A 21,949-nucleotide genomic window follows, 5' to 3' on the forward strand; every position below is an offset into this window, starting at 1 on the left:
AGAGTTGCGCTTGCGAGCCCGATGCGCGAACTCGGCCAGTTCTACCGGATGGGCGCCGATGTCGCAGTGGGCTTGTTCCGCACCCGCTTTCAGGTGCAGGAGTTTCTCGAGCAGAGTTGGATGATCGCCCGGGTGTCGATCGTGCCGACAGTGTTGGTAGCCGTGCCGTTCACGGTCCTGGTGAGTTTCACCCTCAACATCCTTCTCCGCGAGATCGGTGCCGCCGACCTCAGCGGCGCCGGGGCCGCGCTCGGTGCCGTGACTCAGGTCGGTCCGGTGGTGACGGTGCTGATCGTGGCAGGTGCGGGCGCGACAGCCATCGCCGCCGATCTGGGATCGAGAACGATTCGTGAAGAGATCGACGCCATGGAGGTGCTCGGGATCGATCCGATCAATCGGTTGGTGATTCCGCGTGTGGTCGCGTCGACCGTGGTGGCTTTGCTGCTCAACGGACTCGTCTGCGTCATCGGCATCGCCGGCGGTTACGCCTTCTCGGTGTTTCTCCAGGGCGTGAACCCTGGCGCCTTCGTCGAGGGAATCACGTTGCTGACCGGCCTGCCCGAGGTGGCGTTGTCGATGGTCAAAGCTGCACTGTTCGGGATGCTGGCGGGATTGGTGGCCTGCTATCGCGGACTGTCGGTACGGGGTGGGCCGAAAGGCGTGGGGGAGGCCGTCAACGAAACGGTGGTGTACGCATTCATGGCGTTGTTCGTCGTCAACACCATCGTCACCGCGGTCGGCATCCGATTGACGGCGGGGTGATCGAGGTGACGCTGTCGGATTCGCTGGCACAAATCGGCAAGTTCGGACGCACGCGGGCGCGGGTGGCTCGAACGTCACGCTCGATCGACGACGTCGGGCGACAAGCTGTCTTCTTCGCGCGCGCCATCGCTCACATCCCGTGGGCAATTCGCAAACACCCGAAAGAAGTGTTGAGGCTGGTAGCCGAGATCAGCATGGGCACCGGAGCTTTGGCAGTGATCGGCGGCACGGTTGCGGTCGTAGGATTTCTGACTCTAGCCTCGGGCGGCACCATTGCGATCCAAGGTTTCAGCTCGCTGGGAAATATCGGAGTCGAAGCGCTCACCGGATTCTTCTCCGCCTTCATCAACGTTCGTATCGCTGCGCCGGTCATCGCGGGAATCGGCCTGTCGGCCACGATCGGAGCAGGTTCGACCGCGCAGATCGGTGCCATGCGCATCAGTGAGGAAATCGACGCCCTCGAATCGATGGCGATCAGTTCGGTCCCGTACGTCGTCAGCACCCGCGTCACCGCAGGGATGATCGCGATCTTGCCGCTGTACTCACTGGCGCTCGTAGGATCATTTCTGGCCGGACGATTCACCACGGTCGTGCTGTTCGGTCAATCCTCCGGTCTTTACGACCACTACTTCACGACGTTCCTCGATCCGGTCGACGTCGCATGGTCCTTCGTTCAAGTGCTCGTGATGGCACTACTGGTGATGCTGATCCACACGTACTACGGATACAACGCGTCCGGGGGACCGTCGGGCGTGGGAACTGCAGTGGGCCGCGGGGTTCGGCTCTCGCTGATCTGCGTCGTGGCGGTGACCCTGCTCGTCTCACTCGCGCTCTACGGCGGTTCCGGCAACTTCAATCTGTCCGGTTAGGGGTACTGCGTGCACAGATACGGCTACAAGTTGGCTGCTCTGGGCTTGGCTGCGGCGATCGTCGGGGTCATCGCTTTGTCGGTCGCGTCTTTCAACCAGGTGTTTGTCGCTCGCGTCCCGATCACGGTGATCGCGGAGCGCGCGGGGCTCGTGATGGATCCGGGCGCGCGGGTGAAGATGGCCGGGGTGACCGTGGGCTCGGTGGAGTCCATCACGCCGACTGACGACGCTACCGCACAACTGTCGTTGTCGATCGATCCCGAAGCGCTCGAATCTATTCCGTCAAACGTGGATGTGGCGATCACGTCGAACACGGCCTTCGGCGCGAAGTTCGTCAGCCTGTCCTCGCCGGAGCAGCCGAGCAGCGCGCGACTTGCCGCCGGGGCGACGATCGACGCATCCCGGGTGACTGTCGAGCTGAACACGGTGTTCGAGAAACTCACCACCGTGCTCCGGACGGTGGACCCGGGCAAGCTCGATTCGACATTGGGTGCCCTCTCGACTGCTCTGCAAGGACGCGGCGAACGGCTCGGGGTCGCACTCGAACAAGCAGATTCCTCGTTGCTCGAATTCAACACTGCACGTGAGGCTCTCGATCATGTGTTGACGGATTTACCAGCCGTCACACAGACCTACCGCGACGCTGTTCTCGACTTGATGGACACCCTCGACTCGCTCACGACGACGGGAACCACTGTTCTCGACGAGCAGCAGAATCTCGATTTCCTCTTGCTCAACGTGATCGGGGTCGCCCGCACCGGAGAAGATGTACTGGGAGCCAACGCCGACGGTATCGACACCGTTCTGTCGTTACTGCGGCCGACCACCGCACTGCTCGAGGAATACTCCCCGGTGATTCCCTGCATGTTCCACGGACTGCAGGAGAGCAAGAAGATCGGCGACGGCGCCTACAACGGACAACCAGGAATCAAGATGTCGATCGGTCTGATCGCCGGAACCGAACCGTACCGATATCCCGACGACCTTCCGAAGGTCGCGGCAACAGGTGGCCCGCAGTGTATGGGTCTTCCACTGCGCGACCCGAACGTCAATGCTCCGTACCTGGTGACCGATACCGGGGTGAATCCGTTTGCGCCCGAGCGTCAGCCGAATGGTGGGCAACCGATGAACACGGTCCCGGATCTGATGAGCTACCTGTTCGGGACGGAGATCCGATGAAAGTTCGTGGGTACACCGTCAAGTTCGGAATTTTTGTTCTGGTGATGATCCTCGTCAACGCCGGGCTGATCCTCGTGTTCGGCCAGATGCGAGGTGGCGACGCGAGGTCGTACTCGGCGGAGTTCGTCAACGCCTCCGGGCTCAGAGCCGGCGACAAGGTGCGCATCGCGGGTGTGCCGGTCGGTTCTGTCGGCTCCGTCGAATTCGGTGGGAATCACCGTGCCCACGTGAGTTTCAGTGTGGATACGGGTGACACCGTGACTGTATCGACCAGAGCCGCTGTTCGATATCAGGATCTGGTGGGTAATCGATACCTCGAACTGCTCGACGATCCGGGGATCGCGGAACCGCAGCCACAGGGAGAGAGCATTCCCGTCGATCGCACCGCGCCGGCACTCGACCTCGATGCGCTACTCGGTGGTTTCAAGCCGCTGTTTCAAGCCCTGGACCCAGAGCAGGTCAACGCGTTGTCGATGTCCTTGCTCGAGGTGTTTCAAGGCCAGTCCGGAACTGTGGCATCGGTGCTGGCGCACACCGGATCGATCACGAACACTCTCGCAGACCGCGACCAACTGATCGGTCGAGTGATCGGCAACCTCGACGGTGTGCTCAGTGAATTGCGCAGCCGCGGTGGTCAGTTCAGTGACACTCTCGATCACCTACAACAGCTGGTCAGCGGGCTCGCGGCGGACAGGGAGATGATCGGGACTGCCGTCGAGAGCGTGAACACCGCATCAGGCACCTTCGCCGATCTCCTCGCCGGAGTTCGCCCGGACATCGCGGGAAACCTGTCGAAGCTGGACGCAAGCCTGAATCCGCTGATCGAGCAACAAAGTGAGCTCGATCGGATTCTCGCGTCCATGCCCTCGAACTACAAGCAGCTGATCCGAGTCGGCTCGTACGGGTCGTTCTTCAACTTCTATCTGTGCGGAATCGCACTGAAGGTCGACGGTGCCGACGGTACGCCGCTCACTGTCGACCTGGTGGATCAGACGACCGGAAGGTGCGCACCACGATGAGAGAGATGGCACAGAGCCAGGCCGTACGCGTGGGGGTCGTGGGATTGGTCGTCACGGCCGCCGTCGTATTGGCATCGCTCCAGTATCAGAATCTGCAGTTCCTGAAATCGGGCGTCGGGTACAGCGCGGTGTTCGCCGACGCCAGCGGTCTCGCGCCGGGAGACGAAGTCAACGCCGCCGGAGTGAAGATCGGAAAGGTGGACCGGATCGAGGTCGAGCACGGACTCGCGCGCGTGGACTTCACACTGGAAGGCTCGATCGGTTTGGGAGAAAGCACGTCGGCAGCCGTCACCACGATGTCGTTGCTCGGCAAGCGAGCGGTATCACTCGATCTGGACGGTCCGGGAAGGATCGCGGTCGGCGGCGAGATCCCGGTCGAGCGAACAAGATCGGCGTACTCGCTGCCCGACGTGCTCGGTGACCTCACCACGACGGTCGAGGACATCGATCTCGACCAACTCTCCGAATCACTCGACGCAGTGGGGCAGGTGATGTCCGACAGTGCGCCGAACCTGAGGCCGGCACTGGACGGTGTCGCACGGATCTCCGACAGCGTCAATAGACGCGACGACATGTTGCGCACCTTGCTGTCCGATGCAAACGACGTCGCCGGGACGCTGGCCGAGCGTGGACCACAGGTCAACGCGCTACTCGTCGACGGCAACGCCTTGTTGGGAGAACTGGATCGGCGACAGGCGGCGCTGGGGGAAGTGATCACGAACATCTCGGCGTTGTCGACCCAGCTGAGCGGACTCGTCCACGACAACGAGGCGCAATTGCAACCGGTCCTCGGCAAACTCGACACGGTTGTCGGCATTCTGCAGAACAACAAGGACAACCTTTCTCAGGGAATCGACGGTCTCGGTACGTACGTGGGCACGCTCGGCGACACCGTGGCCAGCGGTCCCTTCTATTACGCCTACGTCCAGAACCTGGTACCGGCGCAATACACCCAACCGTTGATCAACGCGATGTTCGGGCTACCACCTGCGCCGCTACCGATTCCGGAGGTTCGATGATGGGTGCCTTACGAGTTCGCAAACCGGTGAACTGGCGTCGAATCGCCGTCGTCGGTGGAAGCGTCGTCGGCGCGGCGATCGTCGTCGCGTCGGGATACCTTGCGGTGCAACATCTGCGCTACTACAACGTGACCGCCTACTTCACCTCGACGACCGGCCTGTATGTCGGTGACGACGTTCGTGTCGTGGGAGTCGACGTCGGCCGCGTCACCGAGATCGCCCCACAGGGAGATCGAATGCGCGTCGAACTGAAATTGGCGCGCGAGGTTCCCGTCGCCGAGGACGCGAAAGCGGTGATCGTTGCCCAGTCACTGGTCTCGGCCCGCTTCGTGCAGTTGACGCCGGCGGTGACGGACGGCGCCGACGCACTGAATGACGGTGCGGAGATCGGGCTCGACCGAACAGCCGTCCCGGTCGAGTGGGACCAGATCAAGGAACAGCTGGGCCGGGCTGCCGATGCTTTGGGTCCCGACGGGGACGATCGCGGTCCCGCCGCCAACTTCCTCGACGGTGCCGGATCCGCACTGGCCGGCAACGGGGAAGCGCTGGGGCGCTCGGTGACCGAACTCTCGGAGGCTATGAGCACACTCGACGAAGGCGGAGCCGATCTGTTCGGCACCATCCGCGGCCTGCAGACCTTCACGACCGCACTCGCCGCAAGCGACGAACAGATCGTTCAGTTCCAAGGACGACTGGCAAATGTCTCGAGTGTGCTCGCCGAGAGCCGGACGCAATTGGCTCCGGCTCTCGCCGATCTGGACGCCGCCGTCATCGACGTACAGCGGTTTGTCGAACAGAACCGAACCGGCTTGACGGAGCAGATCGCGAAGTTGGCCGACGTGTCCCAGGTATTGGTCGACAAGCGCGCAGGTCTCGAGAAGGTACTGCATCTGGCTCCGACAGCGTTGTCGAACTACTACAACGTCTACCGGCCGGCCCAAGGAGCGATGGTGGGTGTGCCCGCATTCCAGAACGTCGGCAACCCGATCGACTTGATCTGCGGCGGAATCGCCGGCCTGGCCAACGACACCTCGAAGAAGGGCGCGGATTTGTGCATCGAATACCTCGGCCCGTTGCTCAACACGATCAAGGCGAACTACCCGGACCTGAGCATCAACCCGACCCGGGCGCTCGGCGCTCTTCCGGACCAACTGGTGTACAGCGAGCCTGATCTGGAACCGACTGGCGCCTTGAGTTTTCCGACGGTACCGGTGGCGTCTGATCTGACCGGCTTGCTCATGCCGTCGACAGGATCACGATGACTGGCCGCCGGTGGGGAACAGTGTGTGTGGCGGCGAGCGCCGTGCTCGTTCTGACGGGTTGTCAATGGAGCGGGCTGAATTCGGTGTCGCTGCCGGGCGCGGCCGGCAGCGGTGAGGGAAGTTTCTCGGTCGTGATCGAGATGCCGGACGTCACGTCGATCAGTCCCAACTCTCCGGTCATGGTCAACGACGTGACAGTCGGAAGTATCAGTGCGATCGAGACCGACAACTGGCACGCCCGGGTGACGGTTGCGCTCGACGGTTCGGTGTCGCTGCCCGCCAACGCGACTGCCAAGATCGGCCAAACCAGTCTGCTCGGATCCAAACACGTCGCGCTCGCGCCGCCCACCGAGGTGGCGCCGGAAGGGCGGTTGTCGGAGGGATCCGTGATTCCCCTTGCATCGGCCAGTGTCTATCCCACCACCGAGGAAGCGTTGACGGCACTGTCCTTGGTGCTCAACGGCGGTGGGCTGGCCCAGATTCACAGCATCACCACGGAACTGAACACCGCTCTCGGCGGGCGGACCGATGCGGCGCGCGACCTGCTGAGCCAGATGGACAGCGTGACCGAGACACTCGACCGTCAACGCGAGGCGATAGTCACGACCATGGAGAATCTCGACGTGTTCGCCGGTGAGATCACGGCTCAGCGAGACGTTCTCGGTGAGGCGTTGGAGACCCTTGATCCGGCCTTGGCGGAACTGAGCGCCCAACGCGTCGACCTGACCACCGCCCTCGATGCGGTCGGCAGGTTCGGGGACGTCGGGACCGATCTGGTCGACCGGACCCGCGACGATTTGAAAGCCAATTTGAGCGCCTTGGAATCGACGCTGCAGAAGGTGGTCGAAACAGGACCGGACCTGATCAACAATTTGGGCAATCTGAGTACCTTCCCCTTCCCTCAGACGACCATCGACGACGGAATGCGCGGTGATTACACCAATTTGTGGGCGCTGATCGACCTCACGAGTAATCGCCTTCAGTCAGGTCTGGGCTTCGGTACTCCGTTCGGGGCGCCGCAAACTCCGGTGGAGAACGGAATACTGGTCGATCCTTTGACCGCGCCTCTGGGTACCGGGCGGGCCGCCCCAAGTGACACCGGGCGGGCCGCCCCAAGTGGTACAGGGCGGACCGACCAGGACGGTGGACGATGATTCTCACGAAGTTGGTGCGAAGGCAATTGACGATCTTCGCGATCCTGGCGGTGATAGGCATGAGCGCAGCGGCTATCTCGTACCTGAGAGTTCCGACCATGCTCGGCATCGGGCGCTATTCGGTGACAGTCGAACTGCCCGACGCCGGCGGCCTGTATCGGAACGCGAACGTGACCTATCGCGGCGACACCATCGGTCAGGTCAGGTCGGTGCGTCTCTCTCCGGGAGTGGTACGCGCCGAATTATCCTTGGAGAGTGCGGTTCCCGTTCCCTCCAGCGGGCTCACAGTAGCGGTGCGAAGCGTGTCGGCAATCGGTGAGCAATACGTCGACATGCAACCGAGCACCGCGGACGGACCCTTTCTGGCCGACGGAGACGTGATCGGCCCCGACGCTGTCACGATCCCGACCGAGATCGGACCGGTCCTCGATCAGGCGCAGGCGATGCTCGCATCCGTACCGCAGGACAAGTTGCGATCGGTGATCGACGAGTCCGCGGCAGCTTTCGGAGGCAGGGGAGAGGATCTGGCTCGTCTGCTGGATTCGACCACCTCGTTCGTCGATCAGATGGCCGCTGCCACAACGCCGGCTACGACGCTCGTACAGCAGTTGGATCCGCTCCTGCAGACACAGGTGGTGACGGGCGATCAGATTCGCCAGTGGGCGTCCAGTGTCGCTCAGCTCAGTGGACAGTTGGAGGTCGCCGACGGGTCCGTGCGCAATATCCTCGAGACCGGACCGGGCTTCGCGACTGAAGCCGACCTGCTGTTTCAAGGCCTCAAACCCACTTTGCCTGTGCTGCTTGCCAATTTCACCAGCACCGCTCAGGTGGCTTTGACGTACAACGCCGGGTTGGAACAGGTGCTCGTCATCTTGCCGCCACTGGTCGCGGCACAGGAAACCGTCGTACAACGCGGGCAGGTGGACGGCGCCGCGAACGTCAACTTCCACCTCCAAGCGCAGGACCCTGCGGCGTGCTCGACCGGTTACCTTCCTGCCGATCAGCGACGGGACCCGACCCAGACGAGTGTGCCGGACACCCCGGCTGATCTGTACTGCAAAGTGCCACAGAACTCGGTCTTCGCCGTTCGTGGATCTCGGAACATTCCCTGCATGGAGGTACCGGGCAAACGAGCACCGAGCCCGGAGATCTGCCGGAGCCCCGAAGCGTACGTGCCGTCGGGGACCAATGCGCCCGGCGAGTTGTACACCGGGCCTGACGGAGTCGACTATCAACACACGGAGTTGGCTCCGGCTGACTCCGGTCCGGGGGAGGGGGAGCCGTGGCAACAGTTGCTGACGCCGACGAATCGCTGAGAGGTGAGGTGCTGGATCCGGTCCGAGGGAAGCGCGGTGTACTCACTGCCCTGGTCTGGATTGCACTCGCGGCTCTGAGCGTCGTTGTCGTCTTCGGTTGTCTGGCAGTTCGATCGGACCGCGTGCGAGAGTCCCAGCGTCAAGGGTTCGTCGACGGTGCTGTCGCAGGAACCCTTGCTCTGATCGACGTTCACTCTGCCACGCTCGACGAGGATCTCGCGGAGCTGAAGTCGCTGACTACGGGAACTTTTGCAGACGAACTGAAGTCCGGTGAATCTGCGTTCGTCGCATCGATCCGTGATTTCGCCGTCGATTCCGACGGTCATGTCGACACCGCCGCCCTGGCATCGGAATCCGGAACCTCGGGGGTGGTACTGATCGCGGCATCGGCTCAGGTCGGCAATTCGGCGGGAGAGTCTTCGGCGCGAACCTACCGTCTTCGCGTCGGTGTCGAAGAGGTCGACGGTCGGGTACTGATGTCGAGTGTGGAGTTCGTCCCGTGAAGCGCGTGGTCTTGGCGTTTGCAGCGCTGATCTTGGTGGGAGCCGGCGGGACTCTGCTCTGGAGTCACCACCGTTCGGCAGCCGCTGAAACCGCACGTGTCGAGGTGATCGGTGTGGCGCCGATGCTCGTCGAGAATCTCTTGAGCTACAACAGCGACACGGTGGACGAGGATCTTGCACATGCTGCCGAGGGCGCAAGTGGAACATTTCAGGACCGCTTCGCTGAATTCGGATCGAAAACCGTTGCACCCCAGTCGAAGGAGCAAGGAATCAGCACGAAGGCGCGAGTAGTCGACGTGGGAGTGCTCTCCGCTGCTGCAGACCGAGCGGAATTGCTCCTGTTCGTCGATCAGATCACGACGAGTATCGCGCGGCCGGCACCAGCGTCGACGTCGAGCCGAGTCGAGGTGACACTCGATCGAGTCGACGGCACATGGCTGGTGAGTGCCATGACCCCCGTCTAGTGAAGGTTGTCGCGGCCCGCCATGATCAGCCTGGCAGTGACTTCGAGCCGGTCTGCGATCTGCGAATAGGACTCGTAACCCATGCCGGCTCGGACAAGCGCTCCGGACCAGGAGATTTCGAGTGCTTCGAGTACGTCGGGATCGTATGACGGCCCCAGCGCCTCGATGAGCCGCTCGCGGATGTTCTTGCCGATACGTCCCCGAAGGTGTTCGACGTCGGGATCATTGCCCATCATCGCCGTGGTCACGGCCGCGGCCAGCTCCGGTTCGTCGGAAACGAGGAGTGCGACGCTTCGAAGGACCGAGCAGACCTGCGCTTCTCGTTCCGCCTCGGGGGAGGGCTCGTGCGGTACTGCGTCGAGTCGGCGCCAGAACAGTTCTGCCACAAGGTGACTCTTGGACGAAAAATAGGTGTACGCCGTGGCTGCGGCGACACCGGCTTCCGCTGCCACCATTCGCACAGTCAGATCGGCAAACCCTTTGTCGCGCAGGACCGTGATCGCTGCCGCGGTCAATCGATCGACGGTTTCGGCTTGCTGCTGTGTGAGCCGTCGACGAGTGGACTCGAACTTGGTCTTACCAGACATGTGTCCAGACACTACGGGATCAGACCCATGCGAGCAAAGTGTGCGCTATCACCGCTCGTTCTCGCTCCCGCTCTGTGTCATCTCTCGCTCCCGCTCGGCGTCATGTCTCGCTCCCGCTCGGCGTCATGTCTCGCTCCCGCTCGGTGGGACAGAATTTCGATCCCCCGCGATCGCTAAGTCCATGTGTTAGAACGATTTCTAGAACACGTTCGGAAATGTGCCCAGGATCGGAGAGGCTGATTATGACGAAGTGGGACGAGACATGCGACGTACTCGCTGTGGGATCGGGCGGCGGACTCGCCGGCGCGTATACGGCAGCACGCGAAGGCCTCGACGTCATTGTGATCGAAGCGACCGGCAAGTACGGCGGAACAACGGCGTACTCGGGCGGCGGCGGAATGTGGTTCCCGTGCAACGCCGTTCTTCGCCGGGGCGGGGACGACGACACCATCGAAGATGCGCTGGAGTACTACCGTTCGGTGGTGGGTGATCGGACACCTGCCGACGTCCAGGAGGCATACGTTCGAGGCGGCGCCGGGTTGATCGACTATCTCGAAGAGGACTCGAATTTCGAGTTCCAGATACTGCCGTGGCCCGACTACTTCGGGGAAAAACCCAAGGCTCGCGCGAGCGGTCGACACATCGTTCCCAAACCGATGAACGCGAAGAGGCTTGGTGTGCTACGTGATTCACTTCGATCGCCGCTCGCGACGGAGCGGTTGGGAGAAGAGTTGCCGGCGTACCTCGTCGGCGGGCAGTCGTTGATCGGTCGATTCTTGCTGGCACTTTCGACATTCGCCAACGCCGCCATGCACCTGAACACCACTCTCGAAGAATTGGTCGTCGAGGACGGATCGGTCGTCGGCGCGGTCGTCGAACAAGGTGGTCGGCGTCGAACCATCCGAGCCCGCAGAGGAGTGATTCTGGCCGCGGGCGGATTCGAACAGAACGAGACCCTGCGTGCCGAATTCGGTGTTCCCGGCTCGGCGCTCGACACGATGGGTTGTCCCGGCAATCTCGGCAAGGCGCATCAGGCGGCCATCGCCGTGGGCGCCGATACCGACCTCATGGGGGAGGCCTGGTGGTCGCCGGGGCTCACCCATCCGGATGGCCGCTCCGCGTTTGCGCTGTGGTTCACCGGCGGAATCTTCGTGGACGACAACGGTCGTCGATTCGTCAACGAGTCTGCGCCGTACGACCGCTTGGGTCGCTCCGTCATCGAACACATGCTGGCAGGAGAAGTAACCACACCGTATTGGATGATCTACGACAACAGGGAAGGTGCAGTGCCGCCGGTGAAGGCGCCCAACGTGCCCATGGCGCAGACGGAGCAGTATGTGGAGGCGGGGTTGTGGAAGAGTGCCCAGACGCTCGAAGACCTCGCCGCCCAGATCGATGTTCCCGCAGCGGAACTGGTGCAGACCGTGAAGCGATTCAACGAGTCTGCGGCGACCGGCGTCGACACGGACTTCGGCCGAGGAGACACTGCGTACGACCGTGCCTTTTCGGAGGGGGCTTCACCGCTCGTACCGATCGACCAAGGACCGTTTCACGCGGCCGCTTTCGGTATCTCCGACCTCGGGACCAAAGGTGGTCTACGTACCGACGCAACCGGGCGGGTGCTCAAAGCCGACGGTACGGCGATTGCCGGGTTGTACGCGGCGGGGAACACGATGGCAGCGGCCAGCGGGACAACGTATCCCGGAGGTGGAAACCCGATCGGAGCGAGCATGCTGTTCAGTCACCTGGCTGCACTCGACCTCACGAAGCCGCCGTCGTAAGGATCGGGCCGCTCGTGTCGGGAAAGGGGTCAGGCCTTGCCGAGTCCGGCGGCGATTCCCTTGTCCAGTTGGCTGAGCATTGCAGTCCCCAAGGACGAAAGCTGGGCGACCTGGCGATCATCGAGGCCCTCGAAGAGGAGACCTTGAACAGAGGCGACGTGTGGCGGCGCGGCCGCGACGACCTTTGTCATTCCTTCGTCGGTGAGTACTGCGTTGGAGCCGCGGCTGCCGCGAATGACTTCCCGTTTCACCCAGCCGGCTTTCTCCATCTTCGTGATGACGTGCGAGAGGCGGGACAGGGAAGCGTTCGCGCGCTGGGCCAGTACCGACAACTGGAGCTTGTGGTGGGGGGCGTCCGAGAGTGCGGCGAGCACGAAGTATTCGAAGTGGGTGAGTGCCGAATCGCGTTGCAGTTGAGTGTCGAGTGCGGCAGGCAACCGTGTCACGAGAGCGATCAGTGTCAGCCAGGCTTCCTGCTGCTCGGCTGTGAGCCACTTCGTCTGAGACTGCGCGTCGGGCTGCGCGGTCGGTTCACTCATCGGTGACTTCTCCTTCGGGTCGAGCATTCTTCGTGCACGGAGCGTGCTGGTGTACAGCGTCTCAGACGCATGTCCAGAAGAATATTGCGGGGAATAGTTGCGGGACGCAAGTGTTGAGTCCTATATTAGGTTGAACCTTCAACTTAACGACGAATGTCTATCCCGAGGAGCCCATATGTCCACCACAACCATGCCTGCGCTGTATCTCAGCCACGGTGCTCCGCCGCTGGTGGACAGCGCGTTGTGGGTCGAGGAATTGGGGGCGTGGGCCGGTGATCTTCCGCGGCCGACGGCAATCCTCGTCGTCTCGGCGCACTGGGAATCAGCACCGCTGACGATCGGTTCGACGACCACGGGCACCCCGCTCATCTATGACTTCGGTGGTTTTCCCGAGAGGTTCTACCGCGCGAAGTACAACTCTCCCGGCGCTCCGGAACTCGCAGCTCAGGTTGCCGCGTTGATGCCGGACAACGAACGAGTGGTGCAGCAGCCGAATCGAGGACTGGATCACGGTGCCTACGTGCCGCTCACGGTGATGTACCCGGACGCAGACATCCCGGCACTGCAGATTTCGCTGCCAACCCTCGATCCCGAGCGTTTGCTCCATCTCGGAGAACGCCTACGGCCACTCCGTGAGCAAGGTGTACTGATCGTGGGATCCGGATTCACCACGCACGGGCTGCCGTTCCTGCGCGATCCGTCACCGGAGGCGCAGGCCCCGGGATGGTCGGCGGAATTCGACGCGTGGGCAGGGGAGAGGTTCGCTGCCGGAGACGTCGATTCGTTGATCGACTTCCGCGCGCAAGCTCCCGGGATGCCGTACGCGCATCCGACCATCGAGCACTTCGCCCCGTTGTTCGTCACGCTCGGTGCGTCGTCCGATCCGGAGCAGGTGCCCACCCAGGTGATCGACGGATTCTGGATGGGACTTGCGAAGCGCTCGATTCAGGTCGCCTAGAGAATCAGGTTGCTCAGAGAATCATTTCGCCCAGGTGAGTCAGCTTCGATTGCGAAGGAACTCGAGTGCCTGGTCGCCGTGCGTGTTGGCGCGAAGTTCACTCGAGATGACTTTGAGAACGGTGCGGTCGATGTCGATCACGAAGGTCGAGCGTTTGACCGGAGCCAGCTTGCCCAGGAGTCCGCGCTTGACGCCGAACTGTTCGGCTACCTTGCCGTCGGTGTCGGCGAGCAGGGGGTAGTCGAAGGATTGTGCGGTGGCAAAGGTCGACTGAGCTTCGACCGTATCGGTGCTGATACCTGCCCGCGAAGCGCCCACCGCGGCGAATTCGCTGCCCAGGTCACGGAAGTGGCACGCCTCGGCGGTGCACACCGGCGTCGAGGCTGCCGGGTAGAAGAAGAGGACCAAGGGGCCGTTCGCGAGCAGGCTCGTCAGCGAGCGCGGAGTTCCGTCCTGGTCGGGCAGCGAGAAATCGGGGGCGAGTTGGCCTGGTTTCATTCGGCCGAGGTTACCCGCGCACGACGACCGTGTGGGGGAGCCTGGGATGATGGAGGCATGCACGGCGAGCCCACCTCCATGTCCGCACGGTCGTCCGACACCGCGATCGTCGGTGACGCGTCCGATTCCACCACCACTCGGGAGCAGTTCCGTGCCCTCGCAGCTGAGCACCGGGTCGTTCCGGTCACTCGGAAAGTGTTGGCGGACTCCGAAACTCCGCTCTCGGCGTACGAGAAGTTGGCCGGCAATCGTCCAGGCACCTTCTTGCTCGAGTCGGCCGAGAACGGTCGTTCGTGGTCGCGGTGGTCGTTCATCGGCGTCGGGAGTCCGGCTGCACTGACCGTCGTGGACGGAGAGGCGGCTTGGTACGGCAATGTTCCGGCCGGTGCTCCGGCCGGCGGTGACCCGATCGATGCACTCGGTGCCACCCTCGAACTACTTCGTTCGGAGCGACTTCCCGACCTACCCCCGCTGACCGGCGGAATGGTCGGGTTCCTCGGTTACGACGCGGTGCGGCGCCTCGAGAGATTGGGTGACTCCGCGGTCGACGACCTGCAGATACCCGAGATGGTCATGCTGCTTGCTGCCGACATCGCCGCTGTCGATCACCACGAAGGGGCGATCACCCTCATCGCCAATGCGGTCAACTGGGACGGCACCGACGAGCGTGTCGACACGGCGTACGACGACGCGGTTGCCAGGTTGGACGCGATGACTCGCGCTCTCGCGGCGCCGGCGAAATCGACGGTGTCGACATTCTCGAAAGCGACTCCGAACTACCGTCGTCAACGCACCACCGAGAGCTTCGGTGTCGACGTCAAAAAGTTGATCGGCGACATCGAAGCGGGCGAGGCATTCCAGGTAGTTCTCTCGCAGCGATTCGAGATCGATTGCACTGCAGCACCGATCGACGTGTACCGGATGCTGCGCGCGTCGAACCCCAGCCCGTACATGTATCTGCTCAACGTGCCGAACGGTGATGGAGAGACGGCGTTTTCGATCGTCGGTTCGAGCCCTGAAGCACTGGTCACCGTCGCCGAGGGCGTCGCGACAACACACCCGATCGCTGGAACCAGATGGCGCGGTGCCACAGAGGAGGACGACATCCTGCTCGAGAAGGACCTCCTCGCCGACGAGAAGGAGAACTCCGAGCACCTCATGCTCGTCGATCTGGGGCGAAACGATCTGGGTCGTGTCTGTCGCCCGGGCACGGTGAAGGTGCACGACTACCGGCACATCGAGCGGTACAGCCACGTGATGCATCTCGTATCGACCGTCACCGGTCATCTGGCCGAGGGAAAGCACGCTCTCGACGCGGTCACGGCTTGCTTCCCCGCTGGAACCCTGTCAGGGGCACCCAAGGTGCGTGCGATGCAGCTGATCGAAGAACTCGAGCCCACCAGGCGGGGTATCTACGGCGGCATCGTCGGCTACCTCGACTTCGCCGGCGACGCCGACACCGCGATCGCGATCCGAACGGCATTGATCAAGGACGGGATCGGATATGTCCAGGCGGGGGCCGGCGTCGTCGCCGACTCGGATCCGGTCTACGAGGACACCGAGGCCCGCAACAAGGCGATGGCAGTGCTGAGCGCCATCGCGTCGGCGCACACCCTGCGCACCATCGGAGGTGACGATCAGTGAGTGAGAACGAGTCGATTGCAGCGGAGCAGCCTACAAGGGCTTCTCGTGGCACCGCTGTGCCGAGGACGCTTTTGCTTGCACTGTCGGCAGCAGCTCTGTGGGGCAGCTCACGAATGACGTGGGTTCATCTGACCTCGAGCGACGGCAAGACGCTGGAGCGGACGACGGACCTCGACGGCAGCACCTGGGCGGCGGCGATGACTCCGCTCGCGCTCGCGCTTCTGGCGGCGATCGCGGCGTCGTTCGCGGTGCGAGGTTGGGCGCTTCGTGTGGTCGGACTGTTGGTGGCACTCGTCGCCGTCGCGGTAGCGGTTCCGGCGGTGCAGTTGTTGGTGTCCGGAGCCTCTGCGGACCGAGCGGTGGAGTTGGCCGAGTTGTCCGGTCACCCGGAAGATCTCTCGACGACTGTTTCGGTACTGCCTGCCTTGCTTGCGTTGCTCGGAGCGGTGGCGGCGCTCGGCGCAGCAGTACTTCTGATGCGCAAACCTCCAGTGCGAGGCGGGTTGTCGTCGAAGTACGACAACCCTGCCGCGCGCCGCGAAGCTGCAGCCAAGCTCGGTCAGGGAGACACACCCGCGTCGGACGAGCCTGTGACACAACGGATGTTGTGGGACGCGCTCGATGCCGGAGAGGACCCGACAGTGGCTGACGGGGACGACGGAGCTGGGGGAGGCAACGGTGCGAAACCGGGGTCGTCGCACTGAGTAAGACTGAACCCTCACCTGCGTGGGTACCCCGACGGAGTAGCAAAATTTCGTCCCACTAGGCTGAGACCACCCTGATGACGTATCTCACATCGGGCTCTTGCCCAGAAAGGATTCGGGCCACGATGACCGTACTCGACTCGATTCTCGACGGGGTGCGCGCTGATGTCGCCGCCCGCGAAGCCGTACTCGACTTCGCTGCAGTCAAGGCTGCTGCGGCCGCTGCACCGCCTGCACTCGATGCTGCAGCAGCACTTCTGGAATCGAGCATCGGCGTCATCGCCGAGGTCAAGCGAGCGAGCCCGTCAAAGGGTGCGCTGGCCGACATTGCCGATCCCGCAGAGCTTGCCGCGGCTTACCAAGCCGGTGGCGCACGCATCATCAGTGTTCTCACCGAAGAGCGCCGTTTTCACGGCTCGTTGGCCGACCTTGACGCAGTCCGTAAAGCGGTCACCATTCCGGTGCTGCGCAAGGACTTCATCGTGGGGCCGTACCAGATTCACGAGGCTCGCGCTCACGGCGCCGACGTCATCTTGCTGATCGTCGCGGCACTCGAACAGCAGGCGCTCGCCTCGCTGATCGATCGCACCGAATCTCTGGGAATGACTGCCCTCGTCGAGGTGCACACCGAGGAAGAAGCCAACCGCGCGCTCGAAGCCGGCGCCAAGGTGATCGGTGTCAACGCGCGCAACCTCAAGACCCTCGAGGTGGACAAGAACACCTTCGGTCGCATTGCGCCCGGTCTGCCGACCGAGACGATCAAGATCGCCGAATCGGGTGTTCGCGGAACTGCCGATCTGTTGGCGTACGCCGGTGCGGGCGCCGACGCAGTGCTCGTCGGTGAAGGCCTCGTGACCAGCGGCGACCCTCGCAAGGCCGTCGCAGATCTGGTCAATGCCGGTGCACACCCGTCCTGCCCCAAACCGTCTCGATAAAGCGCTTCACCCGCCCGGCGTGCTTTGATGCACCCGGGCGGTGACCAGCGACACCGTTGGGGCAGACTGGTGGGGTGACTTCACGTACTCAGGAACCAGGCTCCGGTGCAGTATTCAAGGGCGGCAATCTGCCGCCGGCCAGCGCGGGACTCACCGAGCGCTCTCACGACCCGGATGCCGGAGGGCATTTCGGCGTCTATGGCGGACGGCATGTGCCGGAAGCTCTCATGGCGGTTATCGAGGAAGTCACTGCGGAGTACGAAAAGGCTCGCGCGGACGACACGTTCTTGAACGAACTCGATCGCTTGCAGCGCGATTACACCGGGCGTCCGTCGCCGATTTTCGAGGCAACGCGAATGAGCGAGTTCGCCGGCGGCGCGCGCATCATTCTCAAGCGTGAAGATCTGAACCACACCGGTTCTCACAAGATCAACAACGTTCTCGGTCAGGTTCTGCTGGCGAAGCGTATGGGCAAGACCCGCATCATCGCCGAGACCGGAGCGGGCCAGCACGGTGTGGCATCGGCCACCGCCTGTGCACTGCTCGGTCTCGAGTGCGTCATCTACATGGGTGCTGTCGACACCGAACGTCAAGCACTGAACGTCGCACGCATGCGCCTGCTCGGCGCGGAGGTCGTCTCGGTCGAGACCGGTTCGCGCACGCTCAAGGACGCGATCAACGAAGCCTTGCGCGACTGGGTTTCCCACGCGGACAACACCTATTACTGCTTCGGTACCGCGGCAGGTCCGCACCCGTTCCCCACCATCGTTCGCGACTTCCAGCGAGTGGTCGGCCTCGAAACACGAATCCAGGTTCAGGCACTGACCGGCCGCCTCCCCGATGCAGTCACAGCCTGCGTCGGAGGCGGCTCCAACGCAATCGGAATCTTCCACCCGTTCATCGACGATCTGTCGGTACGGCTGGTTGGCTACGAAGCAGCCGGCGACGGTGTCGAAACCGGAAGGCATGCAGCAACGTTCGCCGGCGGTACCCCTGGCGCATTCCAGGGTGCCTACTCCTACCTGCTCCAGGACGAAGACGGTCAGACCATCGAATCGCACTCGATCTCTGCTGGTCTGGACTACCCGGGCGTCGGACCCGAGCACGCTTACCTGAGCGATATCGGGCGTGCCACCTACGAACCCGTCACCGACAGCGAAGCGATGGATGCTCTTCTGCTGCTCTCGCGCCGCGAAGGCATCATCCCGGCCATCGAATCCGCCCACGCCGTTGCCGGCGCGCTCCGACTGGGCAAGGAACTCGGCGAGGGCGCGATCATCGTCGTCAATCTCTCCGGTCGCGGTGACAAGGACATGGACACCGCCGCAAGCTGGTTCGGTCTCTTCGACGGCGCCTCGAGTCAGGCAACCGCTCCGGATGATGCAGCAGACCAGAACGACAACACGGAAGGCTCGGACAAGTGAGCGAACGACCATCACGCCTCGCACCCACCTTTGCAGCGTGCAAGGCTGACAAGCGTGCCGCCCTCGTCGGTTACCTGCCTGCCGGTTATCCGACCGTTCCCGAATCGATCGACGTGTTCAAGGCGATGGTCGACGGTGGCTGCGACATCATCGAAGTCGGTGTCGCGTATTCCGATCCGGTCATGGACGGTCCGACCATCCAGCGTGCAGCCGAAACCGCACTCACCAACGGCGTTCGCCTTCGCGACATCTTCACCGTGATCGAGCAGATCAGTTCGGTCGGCGGCAAGGCCGTCGTGATGACCTACTGGAACCCGGTACTGCAGTACGGCGTCGACAAGTTCGCACGAGACCTCGCTTCTGCCGGCGGGCTCGGACTCATCACCCCCAACCTCATTCCGGAAGAAGCAGGCGCCTGGATGGAAGCATCCGAGGAGCACCACCTCGACCGGATCTTCCTTGTCGCCCCGTCCTCGACGGAAGAACGGCTCGCGATGACACTCGACGTGAGTAGTGGATTCATCTACGCGGCCTCGACAATGGGTGTCACCGGCGCTCGCGACGCCGTGTCGTCGATGGCTCCGGAACTGACCGCACGAATCCGCGCGCATTCCGACATTCCCGTCGGCGTCGGATTGGGTGTTCGGTCCGGCGCACAAGCTGCCGAAATCGCGGCATACGCCGATGCCGTCATCGTCGGCTCGGCTCTGGTCTCCGCGGTCGAGAACGGCTTGGGAGCGGTTCGCTCGCTCACCGAAGAACTCGCCGAGGGCGTCCGCTCGGCTACCGTGGCGTCGTGACCTCAACTGTGGACCTACTGGCCTATATCCCCAGCCCGCCCCAAGGCGTCTGGTACGTCGGACCGGTAGCGCTGCGCGCCTACGCGCTCTTCATCATCCTCGGCATCATCGTCGCGATCGTGTGGGGAGATCGTCGTTGGGTCGCCCGCGGCGGCGAGAAGGGGACCGTTCTCGACATCGCGATCTGGGCTGTTCCGTTCGGTCTGATCGGTGGCAGGCTCTATCACGTATTGACCGACTGGCCCGCCTATTTCGGCGAGAACGGTCAGCCTCTCGATGCACTCAAGGTGTGGCAGGGAGGCCTCGGAATCTGGGGAGCTGTGTTCCTCGGCGGCATCGGTGCGTGGATCGGCTGCCGTCGACGCGGCATTCCGGTTTCCGCGCTCGGTGATGCGATTGCGCCCGGAATCCTGCTCGCGCAGGCCATCGGTCGTATCGGCAACTACTTCAACCAGGAGTTGTACGGTCGCGAGACCACCGTCCCATGGGGCCTCGAGATCTTCGAGCGTGTGAACTCCTCCGGCCAGCTCGATCAACTGGCAGGTGTCTCCAACGGAGAAGTCATTCGGGTCGTTCACCCGACGTTCCTCTACGAAGCTGTGTGGAACGTCCTGATCGTGATCCTGCTGGTCCTCGTCGACCGCCGATTCAAGATCGGTCACGGACGCCTGTTTGCTCTGTACGTCGCGGGTTATTGCCTGGGCCGGTTTGTCGTCGAACTGATGCGCGACGATTTCGCATACGAGATCGCCGGCATTCGAGTCAACACATTCACTTCGGGGATCGTGTTCTTCGCCGCACTGGCCTACTTCTTCCTGGCGAAGAAGGGTCGTGAGGATCCGGCTGATTTGAAGTCCAAGGACTACGTCGCTGCGGTAGCTGCCGGTGAAGCAGGAGTCGCGGCGCCAGTTACCGAAACTGATTCGGCGAAGGCCGACGCGAAAGGCGCCGACGCAGAAGATTCTGAATCCGATGCTGCTGAATCCGCTTCCAGTGAGGCAAGCGCCTCCACGGCAGCGTCGGATGAGTCGTCGGACGCGGTGAAGCTGTCGAAGAAAGACAAGCCGTGACAGGTCCCTATTCGCAAGGGGGGTTCCCCGAGGATCAGGGACCGGTCTACGGCGCGCCCAATCCGTACGGATATCAGCAGCCACCGCCCGCTCCATCGATGTACGGGTTCGGAGATCCCTATGCGCCGTACGGTCGGCACCCGGTAACGGGGGAACCGTATTCCGACAAGTCGAAAGCTACAGCTGGACTGTTGCAGATCTTGCTGGGCTTCCTCGGAATCTGTGGAGTCGGTCGTCTTTACATCGGGAGCGTCGGCATCGGACTGTGCCAACTGCTCGGCATGTTCTTCGCGCTGTTCATGTCCGCGTTCCTCATCGGAATTCCATTTGCCATCGGAATTTGGATCTGGGCGTTCGTCGACGGCATCGTGATACTTTCGGGCAATGCGCGGGACGGTGTTCGCCGGCCGTTACGAGGATGAACCGCGAGGATGAACCGCGAAGACAGATGTGTGGGGGACCGGCCTCGCGAAGGTCGAACCCTTCTCGCGGCCGAATAGCAAAAACGATCACGTACCGTCGTCGAATCGAAGGAAAGTACGTTGCCTAACTTGAACAAGAATCCGGAACCGTCCGAGTCGGGGGACTCGTCAGGATCGCAGCCGCCGGTTCCACCCCAGTTCGGGTCGCCGTTCGACTACGACGCGACGGCGGATGCGTCGTTGACGGAAACCTCGGCGCCAACGGAAAAGACTCCGTCGACGGAGACCACCGGCACCGGTCCAGGCTGGGACACGTATTCGGGAGTCGGGAACGGCCCGGGCTGGGGAAACCACCCCATCTACCCGCCGCCGACCGGAACCGAATCGACTACAGCGTTCCCCTCTGCCGATTCTGATTCCACCCCGAATCAGCCCACGGCGCCGTACACGTCGCAGGAAAGTTACGCCGCCCAGAACTATCCGGCGACCGACTATCCGGCGCCGGACTACTCGAGGCCGACCCAAACCCCGACGGACGGTCCCGTCTACGGTGCGCCGGCAGATCAGACTCCGAATCCCTACGCGGCTCCGCCGCAGGGCTACCCCGCCGCTCCGCCGCAGGGAAGCCAGAATTACGGTCAGCAGCAGGGCTACCCCCAGCCTGGATATTCGCAGCCCGGTTACGGTCAGGCGCAGGGATACCCTCAAGGTCAGGGTTATCCTCAGCCTGGCTTCGGCCTTGTCGACCCGTCCGCACCGTACGGACGTGACCCGATGACCGGCGAACCGTATTCGGACAAGTCGAAGACGACCGCCGGATTGCTGGGCATTCTGCTCGGCGGTTTCGGAGCAGGACGTTTTTACCTCAACCAGCCCGGCATGGCTGTCGCACAGATCGCGGTCACTTGGTTGACGTGTGGAATCGGTGGCATCTGGCCGCTCATCGACGGCATCATGATGTTGACCGGCAGTGTGCGCGATCAGTACAACCGACCTTTGCGTAGCTGATCGAAAACGATGTTCGGAACTGTGGCCCCCTG

Annotated in this window: 23 protein-coding genes; 20 read left to right on the forward strand and 3 right to left on the reverse strand. The window is 62.9% G+C overall.

Translation table 11 applies throughout. The annotated features are described in order from the left end of the window. The first annotated feature begins 21 nt into the window (after nt 1-21). Genes AC3WQS_RS18705 through AC3WQS_RS18750 form a run of 10 tightly spaced genes read left to right on the forward strand, consistent with a single transcriptional unit; the run spans nt 22 to nt 9,547 of the window. Nucleotides 22-762, forward strand: a complete 741-nt coding sequence (locus AC3WQS_RS18705; RefSeq protein ID WP_021344419.1) for an MlaE family ABC transporter permease — start codon at nt 22-24, stop codon at nt 760-762. Further along, nucleotides 759-1,631: an MlaE family ABC transporter permease gene (locus AC3WQS_RS18710; RefSeq protein WP_003944051.1), complete on the forward strand. Its 873-nt coding sequence runs from the start codon at nt 759-761 to the stop codon at nt 1,629-1,631. Before AC3WQS_RS18705 ends, AC3WQS_RS18710 begins: the two co-directional genes overlap by 4 nt. A gap of 9 nt (nt 1,632-1,640) precedes the next feature. Next, nucleotides 1,641-2,810, forward strand: a complete 1,170-nt coding sequence (locus AC3WQS_RS18715; RefSeq protein WP_492713319.1) for an MCE family protein — start codon at nt 1,641-1,643, stop codon at nt 2,808-2,810. After that, nucleotides 2,807-3,829: an MCE family protein gene (locus tag AC3WQS_RS18720; protein ID WP_020907939.1), complete on the forward strand. Its 1,023-nt coding sequence runs from the start codon at nt 2,807-2,809 to the stop codon at nt 3,827-3,829. Before AC3WQS_RS18715 ends, AC3WQS_RS18720 begins: the two co-directional genes overlap by 4 nt. After that, on the forward strand, nt 3,826-4,848 hold the full coding sequence (locus AC3WQS_RS18725; protein WP_492713320.1) for an MCE family protein: 1,023 nt from the start codon (nt 3,826-3,828) through the stop codon (nt 4,846-4,848). The genes AC3WQS_RS18720 and AC3WQS_RS18725 overlap by 4 nt, the downstream gene beginning before the upstream one ends. Continuing rightward, nucleotides 4,848-6,110 (forward strand): MCE family protein, encoded by a 1,263-nt coding sequence (locus AC3WQS_RS18730; protein WP_487760802.1) that lies wholly within the window; start codon nt 4,848-4,850, stop codon nt 6,108-6,110. Before AC3WQS_RS18725 ends, AC3WQS_RS18730 begins: the two co-directional genes overlap by 1 nt. Then, a complete protein-coding gene (locus AC3WQS_RS18735) occupies nt 6,107-7,264 on the forward strand; it encodes an MCE family protein (protein ID WP_492713321.1) in 1,158 nt (385 codons plus the stop codon). The genes AC3WQS_RS18730 and AC3WQS_RS18735 overlap by 4 nt, the downstream gene beginning before the upstream one ends. Beyond that, entirely contained in the window at nt 7,261-8,580 is a 1,320-nt protein-coding gene (locus AC3WQS_RS18740; RefSeq protein ID WP_029255478.1) for an MCE family protein, read from the forward strand. Before AC3WQS_RS18735 ends, AC3WQS_RS18740 begins: the two co-directional genes overlap by 4 nt. Continuing rightward, on the forward strand, nt 8,547-9,083 hold the full coding sequence (locus AC3WQS_RS18745) for an Rv1363c family protein (RefSeq protein ID WP_020907934.1): 537 nt from the start codon (nt 8,547-8,549) through the stop codon (nt 9,081-9,083). The genes AC3WQS_RS18740 and AC3WQS_RS18745 overlap by 34 nt, the downstream gene beginning before the upstream one ends. Then, nucleotides 9,080-9,547, forward strand: a complete 468-nt coding sequence (locus tag AC3WQS_RS18750; protein ID WP_134999577.1) for a hypothetical protein — start codon at nt 9,080-9,082, stop codon at nt 9,545-9,547. Before AC3WQS_RS18745 ends, AC3WQS_RS18750 begins: the two co-directional genes overlap by 4 nt. On the opposite strand, the gene AC3WQS_RS18755 is transcribed toward AC3WQS_RS18750, so the two are convergent. Continuing rightward, nucleotides 9,544-10,134: a TetR/AcrR family transcriptional regulator gene (locus AC3WQS_RS18755; RefSeq protein WP_003943994.1), complete on the reverse strand. Its 591-nt coding sequence runs from the start codon at nt 10,132-10,134 to the stop codon at nt 9,544-9,546. The two genes, AC3WQS_RS18750 and AC3WQS_RS18755, sit on opposite strands and share 4 nt — an antisense overlap. A 242-nt stretch (nt 10,135-10,376) precedes the next feature. Between AC3WQS_RS18755 and AC3WQS_RS18760 the strand changes: the two genes are divergently transcribed. After that, entirely contained in the window at nt 10,377-11,915 is a 1,539-nt protein-coding gene (locus tag AC3WQS_RS18760) for an FAD-binding protein (protein WP_492713322.1), read from the forward strand. A 29-nt stretch (nt 11,916-11,944) separates the two neighbouring features. Here AC3WQS_RS18760 and AC3WQS_RS18765 read toward each other — a convergent pair whose 3' ends face one another. After that, on the reverse strand, nt 11,945-12,454 hold the full coding sequence (locus tag AC3WQS_RS18765; protein ID WP_492713323.1) for a MarR family winged helix-turn-helix transcriptional regulator: 510 nt from the start codon (nt 12,452-12,454) through the stop codon (nt 11,945-11,947). A gap of 175 nt (nt 12,455-12,629) precedes the next feature. Here AC3WQS_RS18765 and AC3WQS_RS18770 point away from each other — a divergent pair, with 175 nt between their 5' ends. Next, a complete protein-coding gene (locus tag AC3WQS_RS18770; RefSeq protein ID WP_492713324.1) occupies nt 12,630-13,412 on the forward strand; it encodes a dioxygenase family protein in 783 nt (260 codons plus the stop codon). Nucleotides 13,413-13,451: 39 nt separating this feature from the next. Here AC3WQS_RS18770 and AC3WQS_RS18775 read toward each other — a convergent pair whose 3' ends face one another. Continuing rightward, complete coding sequence (locus AC3WQS_RS18775; protein WP_397510732.1) at nt 13,452-13,910, reverse strand: peroxiredoxin; 459 nt, start codon at nt 13,908-13,910, stop codon at nt 13,452-13,454. A 57-nt stretch (nt 13,911-13,967) separates the two neighbouring features. Between AC3WQS_RS18775 and AC3WQS_RS18780 the strand changes: the two genes are divergently transcribed. The 8 genes from AC3WQS_RS18780 to AC3WQS_RS18815 all read left to right on the forward strand — a co-directional run bounded on the left by AC3WQS_RS18780 (nt 13,968) and on the right by AC3WQS_RS18815 (nt 21,917). Beyond that, nucleotides 13,968-15,554 (forward strand): anthranilate synthase component I, encoded by a 1,587-nt coding sequence (locus AC3WQS_RS18780; protein ID WP_019748660.1) that lies wholly within the window; start codon nt 13,968-13,970, stop codon nt 15,552-15,554. Then, a complete protein-coding gene (locus tag AC3WQS_RS18785) occupies nt 15,551-16,258 on the forward strand; it encodes a TIGR02234 family membrane protein (protein ID WP_019748659.1) in 708 nt (235 codons plus the stop codon). Before AC3WQS_RS18780 ends, AC3WQS_RS18785 begins: the two co-directional genes overlap by 4 nt. 125 nt (nt 16,259-16,383) lie before the next feature. Beyond that, nucleotides 16,384-17,193: an indole-3-glycerol phosphate synthase TrpC gene (gene trpC, locus AC3WQS_RS18790; protein WP_003944016.1), complete on the forward strand. Its 810-nt coding sequence runs from the start codon at nt 16,384-16,386 to the stop codon at nt 17,191-17,193. 74 nt (nt 17,194-17,267) lie between these two features. Further along, a complete protein-coding gene (gene trpB / locus AC3WQS_RS18795; protein ID WP_492713325.1) occupies nt 17,268-18,617 on the forward strand; it encodes a tryptophan synthase subunit beta in 1,350 nt (449 codons plus the stop codon). Beyond that, nucleotides 18,614-19,417, forward strand: coding sequence for a tryptophan synthase subunit alpha (gene trpA, locus AC3WQS_RS18800; protein WP_060939338.1), 804 nt, complete (start codon nt 18,614-18,616; stop codon nt 19,415-19,417). Before trpB ends, trpA begins: the two co-directional genes overlap by 4 nt. After that, nucleotides 19,414-20,487 carry a prolipoprotein diacylglyceryl transferase gene (gene lgt / locus AC3WQS_RS18805; RefSeq protein ID WP_019748656.1) on the forward strand — a complete coding sequence of 358 codons (1,074 nt, stop codon included), beginning with the start codon at nt 19,414-19,416 and terminating at the stop codon, nt 20,485-20,487. The genes trpA and lgt overlap by 4 nt, the downstream gene beginning before the upstream one ends. After that, a complete protein-coding gene (locus AC3WQS_RS18810; protein ID WP_019748655.1) occupies nt 20,484-20,909 on the forward strand; it encodes a TM2 domain-containing protein in 426 nt (141 codons plus the stop codon). Before lgt ends, AC3WQS_RS18810 begins: the two co-directional genes overlap by 4 nt. Before the next feature lie 129 nt (nt 20,910-21,038). Beyond that, on the forward strand, nt 21,039-21,917 hold the full coding sequence (locus AC3WQS_RS18815) for a TM2 domain-containing protein (RefSeq protein WP_060939339.1): 879 nt from the start codon (nt 21,039-21,041) through the stop codon (nt 21,915-21,917). The last annotated feature ends 32 nt before the right edge of the window (nt 21,918-21,949 follow it).

The organism is Rhodococcus sp. FW305-130 (assembly GCF_058788335.1).

Excerpts from the sequence above, each read along its gene's own strand:
- AC3WQS_RS18705 (WP_021344419.1), top strand. The coding sequence starts at position 22 with ATGCGCGAACTCGGCCAGTTCTACCGGATGGGCGCCGATGTCGCAGTG.
- AC3WQS_RS18720 (WP_020907939.1), top strand. The coding sequence starts at position 2,807 with ATGAAAGTTCGTGGGTACACCGTCAAGTTCGGAATTTTTGTTCTGGTG.
- AC3WQS_RS18725 (WP_492713320.1), top strand. The coding sequence starts at position 3,826 with ATGAGAGAGATGGCACAGAGCCAGGCCGTACGCGTGGGGGTCGTGGGA.
- AC3WQS_RS18730 (WP_487760802.1), top strand. The coding sequence starts at position 4,848 with ATGGGTGCCTTACGAGTTCGCAAACCGGTGAACTGGCGTCGAATCGCC.
- AC3WQS_RS18735 (WP_492713321.1), top strand. The coding sequence starts at position 6,107 with ATGACTGGCCGCCGGTGGGGAACAGTGTGTGTGGCGGCGAGCGCCGTG.
- AC3WQS_RS18740 (WP_029255478.1), top strand. The coding sequence starts at position 7,261 with ATGATTCTCACGAAGTTGGTGCGAAGGCAATTGACGATCTTCGCGATC.
- AC3WQS_RS18755 (WP_003943994.1), bottom strand. The coding sequence starts at position 10,134 with ATGTCTGGTAAGACCAAGTTCGAGTCCACTCGTCGACGGCTCACACAG.
- AC3WQS_RS18760 (WP_492713322.1), top strand. The coding sequence starts at position 10,377 with ATGACGAAGTGGGACGAGACATGCGACGTACTCGCTGTGGGATCGGGC.
- AC3WQS_RS18765 (WP_492713323.1), bottom strand. The coding sequence starts at position 12,454 with ATGAGTGAACCGACCGCGCAGCCCGACGCGCAGTCTCAGACGAAGTGG.
- AC3WQS_RS18770 (WP_492713324.1), top strand. The coding sequence starts at position 12,630 with ATGTCCACCACAACCATGCCTGCGCTGTATCTCAGCCACGGTGCTCCG.
- AC3WQS_RS18775 (WP_397510732.1), bottom strand. The coding sequence starts at position 13,910 with ATGAAACCAGGCCAACTCGCCCCCGATTTCTCGCTGCCCGACCAGGAC.
- AC3WQS_RS18780 (WP_019748660.1), top strand. The coding sequence starts at position 13,968 with ATGCACGGCGAGCCCACCTCCATGTCCGCACGGTCGTCCGACACCGCG.
- trpC (WP_003944016.1), top strand. The coding sequence starts at position 16,384 with ATGACCGTACTCGACTCGATTCTCGACGGGGTGCGCGCTGATGTCGCC.